The organism is Anaeromicrobium sediminis, from assembly GCF_002270055.1.
In the GTDB taxonomy this organism is placed as follows: domain Bacteria; phylum Bacillota; class Clostridia; order Peptostreptococcales; family Thermotaleaceae; genus Anaeromicrobium; species Anaeromicrobium sediminis.
In genome coordinates this window covers 40,441-58,784 of the sequence record NZ_NIBG01000006.1, presented here as the reverse complement: position 1 = coordinate 58,784, position 18,344 = coordinate 40,441, and the positions used below count along the sequence as shown (strand labels likewise).

Here is an 18,344-nt window from a genome sequence, read left to right as displayed (position 1 = left end):
TATGAAAAATAATTGAGTCCTATACTAATCCCATTAATCTAGGTAAAAATAATGATAACTCAGGAAAAAATGTTGTTAATATAACAATTGGTAAATACCCACATAGTAAGAATACCATTGTTGGTTTAATTATTTCATCAAATTCGCATTTACCTATTCTCATTCCCAAATATAGGATACTTGCATATGGTGGTGTTACTCCTCCCATGGCCAAATTAACTCCCATAATAGCCGCAAAGTGCACTGGGCTTAAACCCAACTTTGTTACTAATGGAAGAAGAAGCGGTGCAACTAAGATCATTCCTGTAGAATCGTTAACTATCATTCCCACAAGGAAAAGGAATACATTTATAATTAAAAGCATTAATATTTTATTGCTTGTTATATTGAAAAACATTTCTATTATAGCCTGTGGTACTTGTAACATTACATAGGTTTGACTAAGCATTAAAGTAAATATGATCATAGTCATGATAGCACCAACAGATACAGTTGATTCTTTAATTAATTCATAGAATTTTTTTGGGCTTAGCTCTTTATATATGAAAAAACCAATAGGTATAGATATGATAGTTGCAACTCCTGCTGCCTCTGTTGGAGTAAATATACCTCCATATATTCCACCTAATATAACAACAGGTAGGCATAGGGCTGGTATAGCAATCCAAGTTCTGTTAGTAAGCACTTTTATTTTCTCTTTAGCTTCTAGAGGTGGATCTAGAACTAAATCAGGCATTTTTTTAGCCCACATTAAGTTTATTACAGAAAATGTTATTACTATTGCCAACCCTGGACCTACTGTAGAAAGGAAACATGCCAAAATCGATGTTTCTGTAACCCATCCGTAAAGAATCATAATGACACTTGGAGGGATCAAAAGTCCTAAGATAGATGAAACGGTTACTATTGACGTAGCATATCCCCTTGGATAACCTTGTTTTACCATTCTAGGTATTAGTATGGGTCCTGTAGCTGCAACACCTGTAAATCCACTTCCTGATATGGCTCCTATAAAGGCACATGTGGCTACAGTTACAACTCCAAGACCACCTCTTATTCTTCCTACAAATACATCAGCCAAATTTAATAGATGCTTTGCAATTCCACTTCCACCCATTAGAGTTCCTGCTAGTACAAATAATGGACTGGCTAATAAAACAGGACTTATAGTCGAACTAAATCCCCAAAGCATCATACTTTTCATAGAAACGCCGCCAAATATGGACATAAAAAGCAGTGCTCCACCAAAACAATAGGGAAGAGGTACACTCATCATAAGAAGTACAACAAGTAATATTACATCCATTAACACAATATTTAACATTCTTTAGCCTCCTCCTTATTTTTATTTCCATTTCTAAAAATGTTTATATAATCACGTAGCTCTAATACTGTGAAAAGCGTCATTAAAACTAGACCTACAAGTAGTGCACTTTCGCCAAAGAACATTGGTACTCCTACTAAATCACTGTACTTCCACATTTTAAGTGAGTAGGCGAAATACCAATATGACCAATAAGTCAACCATAAACTTACTAATATGGATATTAATGCCTTTGCAATATTAAAAATCTGCATAGATTTTTCTTTCTTAATATATAATGTTAAGATTCCACATGATATATGTTCTCTCTCATAAGATGCATTGGCTCCTCCTAGCATATATAACCATATGGTTGGAAATAACATAAGTTCCTCTATCCCCATAAGTGGAGCTTTAAACACATATCTTAGTAAAACTTGGAAAAAGACCATACAGGGTAATAATATCATTAAAAATGCAGATACATATCCTTGTATATTCATCAAAATACTAAATAAGTTCTTCTTCTTACAATCTTGTGTCATTTGAGTCCTCCTTTACTTTTCGTAATCTTCCTATCTTTTAAAAAGAAGGCAGGAAAACATTTTCCTGCCCATATTAAATTTTTCTAAATTCACGTAGATAATAGATAGTTAAATAAAAACTAGACTACAAATGCAAAATTATCTCCTAATCCCTTTTCAATTGCTCTGTCCCTAACTACAGTTGCAATGGCAATATCCATAGCACCAGTACCGATTGGTACACATAATATACGCTCGTCACTTTTAATTCCAGCTGCTTTCTTACCAGCTGCTACTTCACCTATAGTTGCATATAGAGTTTCTTCTGTAATTTTTCCTGCTTCTGCTAATTCTTTTAAAACTCCTCTATGCAGACATTGTCCTACATGGTCTACCATAATCTTGTCTGCACTAAGGATAAACTCATCATCACACTCTTGGTAAGATCCCATAGGTACTACTACCATTCCTGGCTTTATCCATTCGTTCTTTAAGAACTTGTTTTTAGATTGAGTAACAGTTATAATTGCATCCACATCCTTAGCTGCATCTTCAGGATTTTCTACAACTACGATTTCGCCCTTAACATATTCTTTCATATCTTCTTTAAATTTCTCTCCAGCACTCTTATATAAGTCATATACTCTTAACTCATCTATATCGAATATTTGAGATATCGCCATAGTTGAAGTACGTCCTTGCATTCCGGCTCCGTAGATGGCAATCTTAATATTTTTCTTATGAGTGATAGTATACTTTAAACTAATAGCAGCTTGTGATCCTGTTCTCCAGTTAGTGATTAATGCTCCATCCATGGCTGCAGTAAAGTTACCCATTTTAGGATTCATTAAAAGAATCATAGATGTTATATAAGGTAATCCAGCTTTTTTTCTTTCTCCTAGTAATCCACCGGCCCACTTAATCCCTGCAGAGTCACACCATCCTACGTATGCAGGCATAGCATTCATAAATCCTTCATAAGGAGGATATGCTGCCTTTTCTCCTAAATCTAAACCTACTTTAGTAGGGTTTATAGTAGTTCCTTCTCCAAATCCTACAAAAGTTTTATCACAAATTTCCACAACATCCTTCATAGTTAAAACTTCTTTAATGTCTCCTTGACTTAATAAAATTGTACTTTCCATTTTTATTGCCCCCTTAGATAATAGTTAGTAATTTTATTTTGTGAGCCAACTGAAAAAATCTTTAGATTATAACAATTGGCTAATTTTATACTTTGTTAAGTCTTTATATGCCTCCTCTCTAATGTCTTTTCATGTGATTATAAAGGAAATATATTCTCGCTCTTATATATTTGCAATTGTTGTGCCATATTTAAAAAAATCCAATTTTTCCACCAAGCAAGGTTGTACACTCATATACAGCTCTTTTACATTTATTTCCTGATCCAAAATATATTTCTAATTTTTAGAAATTATATATAATCTTTAGATTTTTCTGTAAATTCTACATATTTCCACAATTTTCGTCGAAGGTTTAACCTATCCTTATGTAGAATATATAAATTTAGATAATCTCTAAACCAAATAATAAAAATTTACTTTAATAGGTGGGATATGAAATGAAACTCATGGAAAACGCATTTTCCCAAATTTCTTGGAATTCTTTTAAGCCATTAGATTCTTCCTCTTTGTTAAATACTAGTTTAATCATATCTAAAATAATTTCCGAACAGGAAAATTGTAATTTAACTGAAGGTGAAAAGGATTGTATAAAGTCCCTATCAGATATTTTAATAAGTAGAGAAGTACTCATAAAAATGTTGGATATTATCCCTATAGCAGTTCAGATTGTAGATAGCCACGGTATAATCCAGTATATTAATCCGGCTTTCTTAAGTATAGTTGGAGTAAAAAAGAATGATAGGCTAAAAAAAAGCGTATTTGATGTGTCTAAGGATGGCAGTTTAGTACAAGTTATTCAAACGGGGAAAAGGGTAAGCAACGTAAGAAATTATCCAAGTGGCAGTCCTACAGAATTAGTATCTAGTGCTGCCCCCATATACTACAATGGCAAATTATTAGGAGCCATTGCCGTAACTAACGATATCAAAGAAGTTATAGTTTTAACTAAAAAATTAAATGAGAGTAAAAACAAATTGAAAACCTTATCAGAAAAAATAAGCAATATAGCCTCTGCAACTTATACATTTGATGATTTAATAGGGTCTTGTTCTAATATGGAAAGATGTATTGAAATGGGAAAAATAGCCTCCCATACGGATGCCACCGTACTAATTCAGGGTGAGACTGGAACTGGTAAAGAAGTAATAGCAAATGCCATCCATAACTCTAGTAATAGATCTAAACAGCCATTTATAAGCATTAACTGTTCTGCCGTTCCCCTTAATCTTTTAGAAAGTGAATTATTTGGCCACGAAAAGGGAGCCTTTACAGGAGCTTTTAAGAAAAAACTTGGAAAATTTGAATTAGCAAATGGCGGAACCATATTTTTAGATGAAATTGGAGATATGGATCCTCTCCTTCAAGTCAAATTACTCAGAGCCTTACAGGAGAGAAAAATCCATAGAGTTGGCGGTGAGAGCCCTATCCCTCTAAATATAAGAATAATCTCAGCCACAAATAGGAACTTAAAAGAGATGGTTAAGGAAGGCACTTTTAGGGAAGATTTATTCTATAGATTAAATGTTCTTAATATAGAATTACCTCCCCTAAGGGATAGAAAAGAAGATCTTCCCCATCTAATAGATTTTATTATGAAAAAAACCTGTAGAAAGTTAGGAAAGCCCTTTAAAATCTTTACTAGCGATGCAATGAAAATAATTGCCCAATATAATTGGCCAGGTAATATTAGAGAGTTAGAAAATGTTTTAGAAAGGGTAGTAATAAGTACTAGGGATAATAGGGAGATTAAAGGAACGGATTTAAAATTCATATCATCTAATGAAACAGTCATTTCAGCAGATACATGAGATATAATACTGCCTTTGGATAAGGCAGAAAAAATTATGCTTCAAAGAGCTATTGATAAGTATGGCTCATCCTATACTAGTAAAATAGAAATTGCTAAGGTATTAGGAATTTCCTTAGCAACTCTCTATAACAAAATTAATAAATATAGATTATTAGATTAAAAAAGACTTTAATTTAAATAAGGAGGATTTTAACATCCTCCTTACTTTTCCTATCTAGAATAGAATTCTATAACCAATTGATCATTGATTTCAATAGGAACATCTTTTCTGTTTGGCATACTAATTAATTTTCCTGTAAATTTGTCCACATTCTTTTCTATATATGGTAGATTGAATCCATTTCCATCTTGGAAATTTTCTTTGAATATACCTACTTGTTGTGATTTTTCTCTTAAACTTAATTCATCCCCCACCTTAACTCTGAAAGAGGGTCTATCTACCTTCTTACCATTTACTAGAATATGTCCATGATTTACCATTTGTCTAGCTTGACGTGATGAACTAGCAAATCCCATTCTATATACTAAATTATCTAATCTACATTCTAGAAATTCTACTAAAACTTCATTAGTTAATCTAGGAGAATCCATTGCCTTTTCCACATATCTTCTAAATTGTTTTTCCATCACTCCATAGTAAGCTCTTAATCTTTGTTTTTCAAGAAGCTGACGTCCATAATCTGAAAGCTTTCTATCAGCTCTACTAGTACCTTTTGTTGCACGATTCATTGCCTTTGGATGTCCACATACATTTAATCCTAATCTTCTACATTGTTTAAAACGTGGACCCATCATTTTAGCCATATTATACCTCCATATTATCATTAATATTTTTTGCCGCGGTAATATATCAGATAAATATGCCATTTCATTAGTTTCATTTTTTTCACATAGATTCTTTATTAGGGCAGGGAAAATCGAGAATTTTTCCCTGCCCTAATAAAACAAACTTTTTTTCTTAGATGACCAGTCTAAGAGATTTTTAAAAGCGTAAAATTTTCGGCGATTTATAACAGCAAGATATACATACGCCATAATTTTTATTGTTTGATAATGATTATCATTATCGTATCTTTATTATATCCTCATCTTTCCATTTTGTAAATAGGAAATTATAATTTATTTTAATAATTTCCTAGTAAGTAAAAAAAGCCTCTGTTCTCCCATAAGAACAAAGGCCTTTCACTAATTTATTCAGTTATTTCATTAGATACATTATTTTCTCTTTTTCTCCTATTCATTAAAAATGTTTCAATTAAGCTATATATAACTGGTATTACTACCATAGTTAAGAAAGTAGATACTAACAATCCAAACATTAATGATACGGCCATAGGTGTAAATAAACTACTATTAGCAAGAGCAAGTGGTATTAATCCTATTATAGTGGTTCCAGCACTTAATATAATAGCATTAAATCTCTTATCTACTGCATCTATACAAGCTTCGTTTATGTTATAACCATTTTCCCTAGATTCATTCATGTACTCAATTAATAGTATACCGTTTTTAACAACTAATCCTACCAAGGCGATTATACCCAGGAATGCTGTTAATGATAATGGTTGCTTAAATAGGTATAATCCAACTATAGACCCTATTAAAGACAGGGGTACTGTAGTTAGTATTACTACTGGTTGTATGAAGGAATCAAACTGTATTACTAATATAATGTATATTATCACTATTGATAATCCTGCTAGCAATCCAACCACACTAAAGTTACCATTTACTTCTTCTCTCTCTCCGTCAAACATTATCTTTGTCCCTGTAGTATCTAATTTAGGAAGTAAATCAAACTCTATTGTATTTTCCAAATCCGTTGGATTATATCTTGGTAATTCTTTTACTAATATGGTCACTGTCTGATCTCTATTGTATGTGCTTATGGTATCTAATTTGCCAGAATATCCTACTGCGGCAAATTGCTTTAAAGGAACTTTCTTACCTGTCATTGAAGATTTTATCTTCATATTTTCAAGCATTGAAATATTCTTAATATTACTTTCTACCTTTATATTATACTCTTTACCATTTTTTCTATATACAGAAGATTTTTTACCGTATAAAGCCATATTTATTTGCTTTTGCACATCGTATTTAGTAATCCCCATATTAATAGCTTTATCTTCGTCTACATCTACTTCAATTTGATATATTTTATCTTTCATATTGTGTTCTACACTAGCAACACCTTCAATAGTACTAATTTCTTTTTTAAGTAAGTTAGCCACTTCTGTTAGTCTATCTAAGTTATCTCCAGATAATTTTAAAATGGCCTTTGCATCTGCTGGCTTAGCATTAGCTAATAATCTAGCTTTACATACTCCTGTAGATATGTTTTCATCTAATAGTTCTTGTATATGGTTAATTAATTCTTTATTACTATTAAATCTATTATCTCCCTTTTCTAAGTCAAACTTACAAAGCATTTGCCCATAGTCACTAGATGGTAGTGCTGGTGGCATAGATATATAAAACTTTGGAAGACCATTACCCACTGCCACTGTATAATTAGTTACCTCTGGTACAGTTTTTAATAAGTTTACTACCTCATCTGTAAGTTCTTCTGTGGCATCTACATTAGATGATGCCTCCGAATTCATCTCCACATAAAATACATTCTTATCCGTATAAGGGAAAAACTCAGATGGTAATTGGGGCATCAATGTTTTTACTACTAATATAAGTATTACAAAGATTCCTATAGTTACAACCTTAGAGCGTTTTAAAGCACTTTTTAAGGTAGTACTAAAGAACTTTCTTAATGTTCCCTCTTTGCCATTTTTCTTTTTACTCTTTTTAAACAACATAGCACACATGGCTGGTGTTATAAACATGGATACCACATAAGCTGCTATTATGGAGATTATAAGAACTTGTGGTATTGCCTTTAAGAAATCTCCAGCTACCCCTGGTAACCCTAACAACGGTGAGAAAGCTGCTATAGTTGTTAATGTTGCAGTAAATATAGGTAAAGAGGATAGTATAGTTCCCTTTTCAGATGCTTCTAAAGGATTTTCTCCATTATCTATTCTAACCTGTATAGTATCACTAATAACTATGGCATTATCAACTAGTATCCCAAGTGCTACTATTAGTGCTGTTAAAGACATTTGGTGTATTCTAATTCCAGATAAATACATAACTATAAAAGTTATTAATATGGACATAGGTATTGCTGCCGATACTACTAGTGCATTTCTCATTCCTAACCCTAAAAACACTACTACGACAACTAAAAGTACACCTTCTACCAGGTTTATCATAAAATCATTAACTGATTTTGCCACATCGTCAGGTTGATATATAACTTCATCTACTTTTAAATCTTCTGGTAACTGAGCCTTTACTTCATCTATTTTAATTCTTACGTCCTTACCTATTAATACTACGTTTTTTCCATCTTTAAAATATCCAGTTAATAAAACTGCATTTTTCCCGTTTTGTTTATACTTTTCTGCTCCATCTTCAAGACCCATATATACATCTGCCACATCACGTAGCCTTATAGAACTTCCAGTCTGAGAAGATATTCCTATTATAGTATTTTCCACATCCTTTATGGAAGTAAATATACCTGGTGTCTTTACAGTAATTTTATCTTTCCCATAGGCTATATCTCCAGATGGGATTTCTATATTCTGTGCTTGTAATATACTATCAACATCATCTATTCCAATTCCATACTGATTTAATTTTTCTATATCTATAACTATCTTTACCTCTTTATTAACTTTACCTTCTATACTAAATTTTGATACGCCATCTACATCGGCTAATTTATCCTTAAACAGCTCTCCAAAGGATTCTAATTGTTCATAAGTGTAATTATCTCCTGATAAACTTATGATAATCCCAGCTGTTTCTATTAGGTTCGTATTTACTTCACTAGGTATAGTCCCACCAGGTAATTGAGCTTGAGCATCTGCCACTGCATTTCTTACATCTTGCATAGCTTTGTCGTTATTTACCTCACTATCAAAGGCCACCGTTACAATGGATAAACCTTCTTTAGAAGTTCCTTCTACTTTATCAAAACCATCTAACTCTATCATCTTATCTTCTATTTTTTTTGTCACTAATTGTTTAACATCATTAGGTGATGCTCCGGGATAAGGGGTTATTATAAGAGCAAAAGGGGCTGATACGTCAGGGCTTTCCTGCCTTGGTAATACATGATAACTAAAAGCTCCTCCCAGTGCTATTAACACTGCTAAAAACATTACTATTACTCTTTTTTCTATAAGCTTTTTTATTATACTTTTCATAAGGATGACCTCTCTACTCAACTATTTTCACTTTGCTTCCATCATCTAAATTTTTCATACCACTTATGGCAATTTTTTCTGACACTTTTAGTCCCTTTACCAACATTTTATTATCAGATATTTTTTCTATGTTTATAGTTCTTTTAAAAGCCCTATCACCTTCCACTACATATACATAATCTTCTCCATTAGAGAATATAGCCGTTACTGGCACCCATATACCTGACTCTTCTCCTATAGGAAAATCCACATTTGCAATAGATCCCAATCTATATTTACCTTCGTTAACTGTCACTTCCACATTATAAGTTCTACTCTCCTCATCTGGTACTTCAGAAATATTTGTTACTACTCCTGAAGCTTTAGCTCCTTCCACATTAACTTCTACACTTTGACCTAACTTTATCTTATTAATATCTCTTTGAGCAATTCCCACATTTACAATTTGTTCATTACTCCTAATAACTACTACTGGATTATATGATCCTACTAATTCATTTTCTTCAGCCATTAAATCTAGTACTACACCTTCTTTTTTAGCCTTTAGAACTGAATCATTCATTAAGTTAGTCTTATATCCATAATCTGCCTTTGACTGTTCATATTGGGCTTGGGCTTGTAAATAAGCCGCTTCACTTTGTTCTAATTTTAAATTCACCTTGTCATAATCATCTTTAGATATTGCCTTTTGTTCAAATAAGTTCTTTATTTTAGCAAAATATTCTCTATCATAATCTAGTGCATCTTTTGCCTTTTTAATATTTAGTTCTGCCCCATCTAATACACCTTTAGCTGCCGTTAATTGGAAGTTAATATCTGAATTATCTAATGTAGCCAGTATCTGCCCTACTTTTACCTTATGTCCCTTTTCTACATTAATTGAACTTACTTTACCATTTGATTTAAATCCATATTTAGTAATGTCCTTAGAATCAACTGTACCTATATAATCTAAGCTAACAGGTTTTTTATCAGTTGCAAGTTCTTGTACCTTAACTGCTTTAACTCTTTCATTTTTTTCATCTGCTTGTGCTTTCTCACAACCTGCTAAAGAAAACATCAGCATAAATGCCATTCCCAATGATATTATTTTTTTCATCTTTTCTAACATTCCTTTCTCCCTTAATAATTTTTTATTGAATTATCTTCAAATTACTGTAATATTGTGTTTTTATCTCACGAGATCCCAAATTACCACTTTTACAACTGAACGTTCATTCTATATTATTTGTTTTAAAAAACAATAGACTGAACATTCATTCTGTTGCCGTCAAAAAATTGATGATATGTAAAACATCAATTTGTCACTTCTACTATTTAGTCAATCCGTTCCAGATCATTTTAATAAATATATCAGTATGTTCATTATCCACTTGAATTTCCTCATATATTTGTGCTCTAATAAATTCAGAAATGGCCCCACTAATATAAATGGAGGATAAATCATATGGAAGTTCCTTTACGTTTTTTTTAGTTGGTATATTGTTGAAAAAATTACTACTTTCTTTCCTCAGCATCTGTTCCATTTCCATTTTTAACGCTTTCCCTATGACAGGATTTCGAGAATACCTCTCCATAAATTCATATTCATCTGGATTTTCTAATCCATAGCTAATTATACTTTTAATGAGATTACAAAAGGTCTCATAGGGCTTATCTCCTTTAGGTATACTAATAAACTTTTTTAAGATTTTCATGTTTACCTCTTTGTAAAGTTCTCTAATAAGATCTTCCTTACTAGAAAAATGATGATATATGGTGCCTACCGCTACCCCTGATTCTTTAGAAATTTTACCCATAGATGCAGCTTGTATTCCATTCTCAACAATCATTTTCAGTGCCGTATCTAATACTATTTGTCTTCTATCTATATTATCCTTAGCCATTGAAATCAACTCCACATTAATCTAACTTTAAAATTAGATTATAACATTACTATGCCCTTGTCAACGATCCTTATTTTAATGTATGTAATAATATTTGTTTGATAGAATATTTATAGATCGAATGTTCATTCGGCAATAAGATTCTATCACCCTTTTCATTAATAGTCAAACAAAATGAGAAATAATTAATATTAATTATTTCTCATTTTGTCCTATATAAAATTTTTATTAATATTTAAATTTACTTATAAGATTTGATAAATCTTCAGCTGTTGTCTTTAAACTTGCCGTAACCATATTAATATCTCCCACAGAGTGTTGAAATTCATCTGAAAATGCTGCCACTTCTTCTGTGGATGCTGCTGCCTCCTCCGATACTGCAGAAATACTATGTATTGAATTAACGACTTCATTCTTATGATCATCTACTACTGTAATCTTCTTATTTACATCCTCTATTTTTCCTACTATCCCATTAAGAGTTGACGATATGGATTCAAAGTCTCCCTTAGTAACTTTAACTGCACTGGACTGTTCCATAGTAAGCTCCATAATGCGTCCCATTAGGTTCTTAGTGTTCTCCACATCACTTTGTATTTGCCCAACTAACTGAGATATTTCATTTGTAGATGTGGCTGATTGTTCTGCCAGTGAACTTATTTCATTAGCCACAACGGCAAATCCTCTACCATTTTCTCCTGCCCTAGCTGCTTCTATGGAAGCATTTAGAGCAAGAAGATTAGTTTGATTAGCTATTCCATCAATAACTTCCGTTATGGTATTTATCTTATTTGCATTATTATAAAGCTTCCCTATAGCACTATTAATTTCATCTGATGCTTTAAGATTTTCTATACTATGATTATAAAGCATGTCCACATTCTCTCTATTACCATTGTTTAAAGTTATAACCTCAGTTGAAAATTCTTTCATATCTACTGAAAGTTCGTTAATTCCTCGAATTTCATCTCCAAGCTCATTAATATTTTCAACCATTACATGAACATCTTCAGCTTGATTAGTGGCCCCTTGTGCAATCTCTGTTATAGAATCTGCAAGTCTAGTTGATATAATAGCTACCTCCTCCGTAGTTCCATGCATAGTAGTTGATAGTTCAAGAACTTTTGTAGATGTTTCATTAATTACGCCTACCATATTACGTATATTTCCAAGGAAAGTATTAAAATTAGTGGCCAATAAACCTATTTCATCATTACTTTTGTGTTCTATCTCTTGAGTTAAATCACCGCCACCACCAGCTATCTCTCCAAGTTTATCTGTTATTCTCTTAATAGGTGTAACGATTATTTTATTTGATATTCTCATACCAACAAATAGTACTATTATGCCTATGACAAAATATATGTATAATACTGTTTTAAATTTGTTAATTTTCATATCATACTTTGATTGATACATTTGTACTACATTGTTAATCTTATTCTTTATACTCAAAGCATTATCTACTATATACGTCACATTCTTATCCATATCAATTCCATTAATAACATTTTCAACGGATTTAGAATATTTATCTACATCCTCTTTTAATCCGTTTAACGCTTTTAATATATCTTCATCACTATTAGCTGAAATATTTAAACTAGAGTCCCCCTTTTCAAGGGCCACCATAATCTTTTTGTATTTAGCAAGTTCTTCCGTTAATATCTTCTTAATTTCATCTTCTTTAACGGAAAGAGTTCCTTCTTTCCCATTCTTATACATTAAAGAATAATTGCTAAGTAGCATAGTCCGCATACGTTGACTTCCTGATAAGTTAATAGCCACACCATCATCATTTAAAGAACTAAATGTGAACAGTAGTTGTATCATTGTAATAACAAATATAGAAAATACGATGCCCAATATGAGAGCGATCTTCTTATTTACCGAATTTGTAAACATATTCTTCCTCCTTATAAAATGTATTAAAATATGACATTCCATATAAAATTTTACAATATACGCCAATATATTACAACATTCTATTGATAATATTTATCATTATTTAATAAAAAAGATATACGACCTATGCTTCGCTAGGAAACCCTATAGTTTCCGCAGGCGTATGCTATCGCAATCTGAGCACCTTCCTTCAAAGCAGGCAGGGGAACTTTTCCCCTACACCCTCTTCTTTTTTATTGATTTATACGTTTTATATTAATTAACTTTCTTAGACAATAAAAAAGGTTGAAAATGATTTAATCACTTTCAACCCTTATATTTTAATTATATAAAACTAAATAAAATACGTAATTCCTAAATAGTTACTCTATTAATTAGAAAGTATATTCATGTATAAGAGAGAATATAGTTGTTACCTTACATTAAAATCTAACTACATTACTTTGGACTCTGTAGAATTTTCATTAATATAATTTCCTTGTAAACCTATATTATTCCCTTCCATTTCCAAATTATCTAACTTAATTAATATTTTTTCTACTATCTCTGCTATTCTTTTATCCATTTTAACTCCCCCCTCTTACTATATTTATTTCTACACAAAAACAAAAAATCCTACATTTTTTTATCGCAAATTTCGACATTTCATTTTAAAATATAATATACTAAAAAACAGTCCCTCCTTAAATGGGACTGTCCGCTCTCTAAACTTATATTCTTTTACTCCATTAATTCAGCTTTCCTATATATGTCATTCATCTCATCCTTAGATATAAGCATGCACAAAGTATATGCAATCAATATGATCCCTGGAATATCTACTAATAATCTAGTTAGGGCAAATGGTGTACCTAATGCTGACATTTCAAATAGAAACATGGGAATCTTGGTAGTTGACCAAGCTCCAATGAATATAAGTACATTACTAAATTTTACTCCCTTTTTCATAAATACTCCTGCTACTGGAAAAGCTCCATATAAAGGTCCTGCTGCTGCTGATCCTAATATGATGGCTAATATTATACCCTTTAATCCAGATCCTTCTCCCATATATTTCATCATTATTTCCCTTGGAACCCATATATCCAATAATCCTAAAAGGACAAATACAGGTGGTATAACGAGGATCATCTCTTTAAGACTATATTCAACAACCCCAAGAGCCTTCATTCCTAAACTTTTATTTATAATAGTCATAACCACTATTATTAACACCGTGATTAGAAAAAATCTGTATCTTTTTAAAAGCTTCATATGCCACCAACTACCTTTCCTATTACATAAGCCACTATAAATGAAAATAAAAATGCAAAAATATTTCTTAATATTGTAAGCCTCTTTCCAAAATATTTTATTTCAACTGGCATAGTTACAACTCCAACCATCATTAATGCAGATATGAATGCACCTATTTGCATATATCCAGCTCCATTTTTAATGAGCATAGCTGCCGTTGGAAAGGCTACAAAACCAGGAATTAATGTAATTCCTCCCACACAGGCTGATATAATAACTCCAATCCATCCTGATTCTTCACCTAGCAGATTAGATATTAGATTTGGATCTAATACAGCTAGGAGTATGCCTACTAACATGATTACACCTAAGAACTCAGGTAATATATTAGAAAAGGCTTTCCATGCTTTTTTCAATGCCTTTTTAGTTTTTATTTTATCCTTTTTAAAGGATATGCCAATCAATATAATTGTAAAAAAATACATGCTATAAGTATTCATTATATCCCTCCTCTTTGTTACATAATACACATAAGCATATCGCAATATTACAATATAGTTGTCAATTTTAATAATATTCCTTTTTATTCCATTTGTCAAAGTTTTTCTATCTTTAATGTATGAAAATAATAAGTACTACTCCCATATGAGAGTAGCACTTATTATTTGAAAATTATTCTTTAACCTCCGTATGCTTATCAAGTTCCTTAAAGAAATCAGAGTATAATCCAGAGATAATTATTGTCTTATGATCATATTTAATTTCTAAATTATAAGAAGCTTCTCCTAATAACTTTGTAAGCTTAATATTCTCATATTCAAGATAGTGCACTACTTTTTCTTTAGTATCTTCATTATAGATATTTAATCCTTTTTCAAGAATTTCTAAATTACCATAGTACTGGTTATCATCTTCGTAAATAGATACTGGGTATAGGGATAATCCCTTAAAAGAGTCATCATTACTATTTAACTCTTTTGAATTCTTGTTATTAATTTCATTATTAATTCCTTCTACTGGATAACTTTCTGGCTCTTTTATACCAATTCTTTCTTCAATTAGTATTACTTTATCTGTTAATTTACTTAACTCTTCTAATTTATTTTCTGCTTCTTTTTTAGTTTCAAAGGATTGAATTTCTACAAAGAATAGACCATTCTCATCCTTAAGAATTCTTGTTTCATTATTAGGCATAAACTCCTCTTCTAAAATACCTAAAGTTTCTCCATTAGGGTAAGACTCCGTTCTTAATGAGTATGTTTTCTTTTCCTCATAATTTTTATCTTTCTTTAACCCAATTATTATACTTGCAGGGTCTTTCATCTCTTTTACCTTGTATTCTACAGGGCCTTCAAATTCAATGACAAATCTAATTAAAGAATCATCTAAAGTGATAATTGTATATATATCTTTCACATACTTATTCTCTAATATCTTTTCAAAGTTCTCCTTTGCTGAAATCCTTCTAGCTCCCCCAATTTCGAAGGTCATAGTGTATGGATTTTCATCATATCTTACTTTAAATGCTCCTACATTTTCTTGTAATTGACCATCTTGTGAGAAATTTATAATAATATTCTCATATCCTTCCTTTTCAAAGGATTCTATGGCACTTATATCTGTCCTGTCTGTTATTGATCCGCCACCAGATTTACCATTATTAAATTGAAGAACCTTCACTAATTTCCCTACAATAGGAATATTCTTTAATGAATCTGCAAAGGCCGGCGACATATTTACACCTGCAGTAAATAATGTTAAGGCCACAGTAAAACTAGCGCATACTTTCATAATTTCCTTTCTTCTTCTATTTCTATTATGTTTATTCATTTCTGCTCTACCTCTTTCTACTCCTATTTGTACCATATTATTAAGTTCTGAAGGAATTTCAATTTCTTCATATTCTTTTTTCAAATCTGTCAAACTATTTTTATCCATATTATCTACTCCTTTAAATCAATCTTCATTTCTTTTAATGCCCTATAAAGTGTAGACTTTATAGTACTTACAGGTGCCCCCAATATATTAGCAATTTCCTCTAGCTTCATATCCTCAAAGTATCTTAATATTATTACGGTCTTTTGTTTTTCATTTAGTTTGTCTAGGGCCTCTTTTACTGCCATCTTTTCGTCAATATGATCCTTACCAGAATGGCTTATATTTTCAATAACATTCATATCAATTGATACTATCTTCTTATTTTTCCTTATAAAGTCAATGGCCGTATTAATGACAATCCTTGTCAACCAGGTCTTTTCATATTGAGATTTTTTCACTTTATCATATGAAATATAAGCCTTATATACGGACTCTTGAACTATATCTAAAGCATCATCTTTATTTTTTACATAACTATATGCAATCTTATAAAGTTTTTCTTGATTTTCATTTATCAAAGAGAGAAATCTTTCTTCTCTCTCCTCATCTGATTTTTTCTTTCTAAAACCAATAATCACATTCTCACTTCCTTGCTTTGTAATTGAAATTTCAATTTCACTAATTAGACTGTTAACCCATTGAAAAAGTCTCAAATTTTATATATATAATAATTTCCAATTATTTAGTCATATATTTTCTTATATAGATATACCACTTTCAAACTCAATAAACTTTAGCTACCTACAAGTTTAAATAAGTTCAATAAAATTTAGCTACTTACAAGGGAATATAAATGAAAAATTTTTATAAGGTGGAACATCAGAACATCCTATGATGTAATCAATTGTGAACCTTCTACTCTAATTATAAGATTCGTAGTATTTAGTCTGATAGTGACTTACCTTATAAAATATTTTTTATTCATATGACCGAAGTAAGTTTATATACATTTTGTTTGGACATAGTTTATCTATATACTATAAGCATTCCCATTAAACATAGAAAAGACCTCTATCTTTTAAGATAGAGATCTTTTCTGTGTTTATATATTTAAAACTAAATTCTCATACACTATAAAAATATTGATAATAAACTAGTAGCTAAAATTAACATGAATGCTCCACCAATACGTGATGAAATCTGAGCAAATGGCATTAATTCCATTCTCTTACTTGCAGAAAGTACTGCCACATCTCCTGTTCCTCCCATATTTGCCATACATAATCCTCCAGTTATAGATGCTTCTATAGGATAGAATCCTAAGAAGTGACCTACAGCCGCTGAGCCTATTGTAGCACCTACCACAGTAGTAAATACTAATACTATATATATTATTGATAAAGAATTAATAACTGCATTTAAATCTGTATATGCTACTCCAATTCCTACTAATAGTGCTGGTGTGAAGTTTGTCATAACAAACCTAAACCATTGAAATGCACCTTTTTCGTATTTTTCAGGCATAATTCCTAGTACTTTTACTATGGCCACACTGATAATCATTAAAGCATAAGAGTGGATAGGAATGAACTTAGCCAATACTTTACCCCATACAAAGAAAGTAGTAGATAGCAGTATTCCTATTCCCATCAATTTATAATCAAGTTTTATCACTTCATTTGATTCCTCTTTAACAGCATCCTGTGATTTCATTAATTTCCCATTTCCCGTTAGATTTGTTCTTTTCTTACCAATTTTATCTAATAATCCAGCCACAACAATGGCCATAGCATTTCCTAAGGCAAGGGCAGGAACCATTTTTGACATCATTTGTGCCGGATCCACCTCTAATACTTGCCCGAATATTTGAGATAATGGAACTGCTCCTGCACCCATACCTCCACCCATAATTGGAATGGCTATATAAAGAATTGCTTCCTTTGCCCCGTATCCCATAATCATACCAATAAGTCCAGTTAATCCTAAGGATACAACAACTCCACCAATAATAACAGGAAGATATCTTATGGAAGCACTAATTAGAAGTTTTCTATTCATACCTAAAATACTACCTGTTATAAGGGCTGCAATATAAAAACTTAAAAAACCTTCACCCTTCATAAAATTAGTCATAATTTCTTTTGAACTTCCTGGTAGTACTCCATATGTTACTAATGCCGCCGATGCAAATATAATAACAATTGCCCCTCCACCTAAATAATCCTTTACTACAGGTAAACGGTTTCCTATTTCGTTCAGTACTGCACCTACAATCATCATAAGTGGGAATGCACCAATCATTCCCTTAGGCAGTGCTCCCATATAAGTTGCTCCTAAAACAACTGCTGTTAGTACCATAAACATAGGAAGGGAAATTCCCATTATTTGAAATCCTTTATTCTCTATTTTATTAATTTCTTTATTAGAAGATACGGACATATTCTCT

General features: G+C 31.5%; 16 protein-coding genes. 2 read left to right on the top strand and 14 right to left on the bottom strand.

Going from position 1 to position 18,344, the window contains the following annotated elements; all coding sequences use genetic code 11:
• Positions 1-19: 19 nt before the first annotated feature.
• The 3 genes from CCE28_RS08710 to CCE28_RS08700 form a co-directional block, all read right to left on the bottom strand.
• Complete coding sequence (locus CCE28_RS08710) at positions 20-1,324, bottom strand: TRAP transporter large permease (RefSeq protein ID WP_095133038.1); 1,305 nt, start codon at positions 1,322-1,324, stop codon at positions 20-22.
• Entirely contained in the window at positions 1,318-1,848 is a 531-nt protein-coding gene (locus CCE28_RS08705; RefSeq protein ID WP_095133036.1) for a TRAP transporter small permease, read from the bottom strand. Before CCE28_RS08705 ends, CCE28_RS08710 begins: the two co-directional genes overlap by 7 nt.
• A 119-nt stretch (positions 1,849-1,967) precedes the next feature.
• Positions 1,968-2,972 carry an ornithine cyclodeaminase family protein gene (locus tag CCE28_RS08700; protein ID WP_095133034.1) on the bottom strand — a complete coding sequence of 335 codons (1,005 nt, stop codon included), beginning with the start codon at positions 2,970-2,972 and terminating at the stop codon, positions 1,968-1,970.
• Between the two features lie 437 nt (positions 2,973-3,409).
• Between CCE28_RS08700 and CCE28_RS08695 the strand changes: the two genes are divergently transcribed.
• A complete protein-coding gene (locus CCE28_RS08695; protein ID WP_095133032.1) occupies positions 3,410-4,780 on the top strand; it encodes a sigma-54 interaction domain-containing protein in 1,371 nt (456 codons plus the stop codon).
• A gap of 15 nt (positions 4,781-4,795) precedes the next feature.
• The gene (locus CCE28_RS08690; RefSeq protein WP_095133030.1) at positions 4,796-4,942 is read left to right on the top strand and encodes a helix-turn-helix domain-containing protein; all 147 of its coding nucleotides are present in this window, start codon (positions 4,796-4,798) and stop codon (positions 4,940-4,942) included.
• Positions 4,943-4,992: 50 nt separating this feature from the next.
• Here the strand turns inward: CCE28_RS08690 and rpsD are convergent, their stop codons facing one another.
• The 11 genes from rpsD to CCE28_RS08640 all read right to left on the bottom strand — a co-directional run bounded on the left by rpsD (position 4,993) and on the right by CCE28_RS08640 (position 18,337).
• Positions 4,993-5,586 (bottom strand): 30S ribosomal protein S4, encoded by a 594-nt coding sequence (rpsD, locus tag CCE28_RS08685; protein ID WP_095133028.1) that lies wholly within the window; start codon positions 5,584-5,586, stop codon positions 4,993-4,995.
• Between the two features lie 386 nt (positions 5,587-5,972).
• Complete coding sequence (locus tag CCE28_RS08680; RefSeq protein WP_095133026.1) at positions 5,973-9,053, bottom strand: efflux RND transporter permease subunit; 3,081 nt, start codon at positions 9,051-9,053, stop codon at positions 5,973-5,975.
• Between the two features lie 13 nt (positions 9,054-9,066).
• A complete protein-coding gene (locus CCE28_RS08675) occupies positions 9,067-10,152 on the bottom strand; it encodes an efflux RND transporter periplasmic adaptor subunit (protein WP_176461737.1) in 1,086 nt (361 codons plus the stop codon).
• A 214-nt stretch (positions 10,153-10,366) separates the two neighbouring features.
• Positions 10,367-10,939, bottom strand: a complete 573-nt coding sequence (locus CCE28_RS08670; RefSeq protein ID WP_095133022.1) for a TetR/AcrR family transcriptional regulator — start codon at positions 10,937-10,939, stop codon at positions 10,367-10,369.
• 228 nt (positions 10,940-11,167) lie between these two features.
• Positions 11,168-12,844 carry a methyl-accepting chemotaxis protein gene (locus CCE28_RS08665; protein WP_176461736.1) on the bottom strand — a complete coding sequence of 559 codons (1,677 nt, stop codon included), beginning with the start codon at positions 12,842-12,844 and terminating at the stop codon, positions 11,168-11,170.
• A 433-nt stretch (positions 12,845-13,277) separates the two neighbouring features.
• Entirely contained in the window at positions 13,278-13,409 is a 132-nt protein-coding gene (locus CCE28_RS22740; protein ID WP_278277535.1) for a hypothetical protein, read from the bottom strand.
• 155 nt (positions 13,410-13,564) lie between these two features.
• Entirely contained in the window at positions 13,565-14,098 is a 534-nt protein-coding gene (locus tag CCE28_RS08660; protein ID WP_095133018.1) for a permease, read from the bottom strand.
• Positions 14,095-14,580, bottom strand: a complete 486-nt coding sequence (locus tag CCE28_RS08655) for a permease (RefSeq protein ID WP_095133009.1) — start codon at positions 14,578-14,580, stop codon at positions 14,095-14,097. The genes CCE28_RS08660 and CCE28_RS08655 overlap by 4 nt, the downstream gene beginning before the upstream one ends.
• Positions 14,581-14,752: 172 nt before the next feature.
• Entirely contained in the window at positions 14,753-16,018 is a 1,266-nt protein-coding gene (locus CCE28_RS08650; RefSeq protein WP_095133007.1) for a DUF4179 domain-containing protein, read from the bottom strand.
• Positions 16,019-16,023: 5 nt separating this feature from the next.
• Positions 16,024-16,611, bottom strand: coding sequence for a sigma-70 family RNA polymerase sigma factor (locus CCE28_RS08645; RefSeq protein WP_242972937.1), 588 nt, complete (start codon positions 16,609-16,611; stop codon positions 16,024-16,026).
• Positions 16,612-17,029: 418 nt separating this feature from the next.
• Positions 17,030-18,337: a 2-hydroxycarboxylate transporter family protein gene (locus CCE28_RS08640; protein ID WP_095133005.1), complete on the bottom strand. Its 1,308-nt coding sequence runs from the start codon at positions 18,335-18,337 to the stop codon at positions 17,030-17,032.
• Between the last annotated feature and the right edge of the window lie 7 nt (positions 18,338-18,344).

Excerpts from the sequence above, each read along its gene's own strand:
- CCE28_RS08695 (WP_095133032.1), top strand. The coding sequence starts at position 3,410 with ATGAAACTCATGGAAAACGCATTTTCCCAAATTTCTTGGAATTCTTTT.
- CCE28_RS08675 (WP_176461737.1), bottom strand. The coding sequence starts at position 10,152 with ATGAAAAAAATAATATCATTGGGAATGGCATTTATGCTGATGTTTTCT.
- CCE28_RS08670 (WP_095133022.1), bottom strand. The coding sequence starts at position 10,939 with ATGGCTAAGGATAATATAGATAGAAGACAAATAGTATTAGATACGGCA.
- rpsD (WP_095133028.1), bottom strand. The coding sequence starts at position 5,586 with ATGGCTAAAATGATGGGTCCACGTTTTAAACAATGTAGAAGATTAGGA.
- CCE28_RS08705 (WP_095133036.1), bottom strand. The coding sequence starts at position 1,848 with ATGACACAAGATTGTAAGAAGAAGAACTTATTTAGTATTTTGATGAAT.
- CCE28_RS08650 (WP_095133007.1), bottom strand. The coding sequence starts at position 16,018 with ATGGATAAAAATAGTTTGACAGATTTGAAAAAAGAATATGAAGAAATT.
- CCE28_RS08665 (WP_176461736.1), bottom strand. The coding sequence starts at position 12,844 with ATGTTTACAAATTCGGTAAATAAGAAGATCGCTCTCATATTGGGCATC.
- CCE28_RS08710 (WP_095133038.1), bottom strand. The coding sequence starts at position 1,324 with ATGTTAAATATTGTGTTAATGGATGTAATATTACTTGTTGTACTTCTT.
- CCE28_RS08660 (WP_095133018.1), bottom strand. The coding sequence starts at position 14,098 with ATGAAGCTTTTAAAAAGATACAGATTTTTTCTAATCACGGTGTTAATA.
- CCE28_RS08640 (WP_095133005.1), bottom strand. The coding sequence starts at position 18,337 with ATGTCCGTATCTTCTAATAAAGAAATTAATAAAATAGAGAATAAAGGA.
- CCE28_RS08655 (WP_095133009.1), bottom strand. The coding sequence starts at position 14,580 with ATGAATACTTATAGCATGTATTTTTTTACAATTATATTGATTGGCATA.
- CCE28_RS08700 (WP_095133034.1), bottom strand. The coding sequence starts at position 2,972 with ATGGAAAGTACAATTTTATTAAGTCAAGGAGACATTAAAGAAGTTTTA.
- CCE28_RS22740 (WP_278277535.1), bottom strand. The coding sequence starts at position 13,409 with ATGGATAAAAGAATAGCAGAGATAGTAGAAAAAATATTAATTAAGTTA.
- CCE28_RS08680 (WP_095133026.1), bottom strand. The coding sequence starts at position 9,053 with ATGAAAAGTATAATAAAAAAGCTTATAGAAAAAAGAGTAATAGTAATG.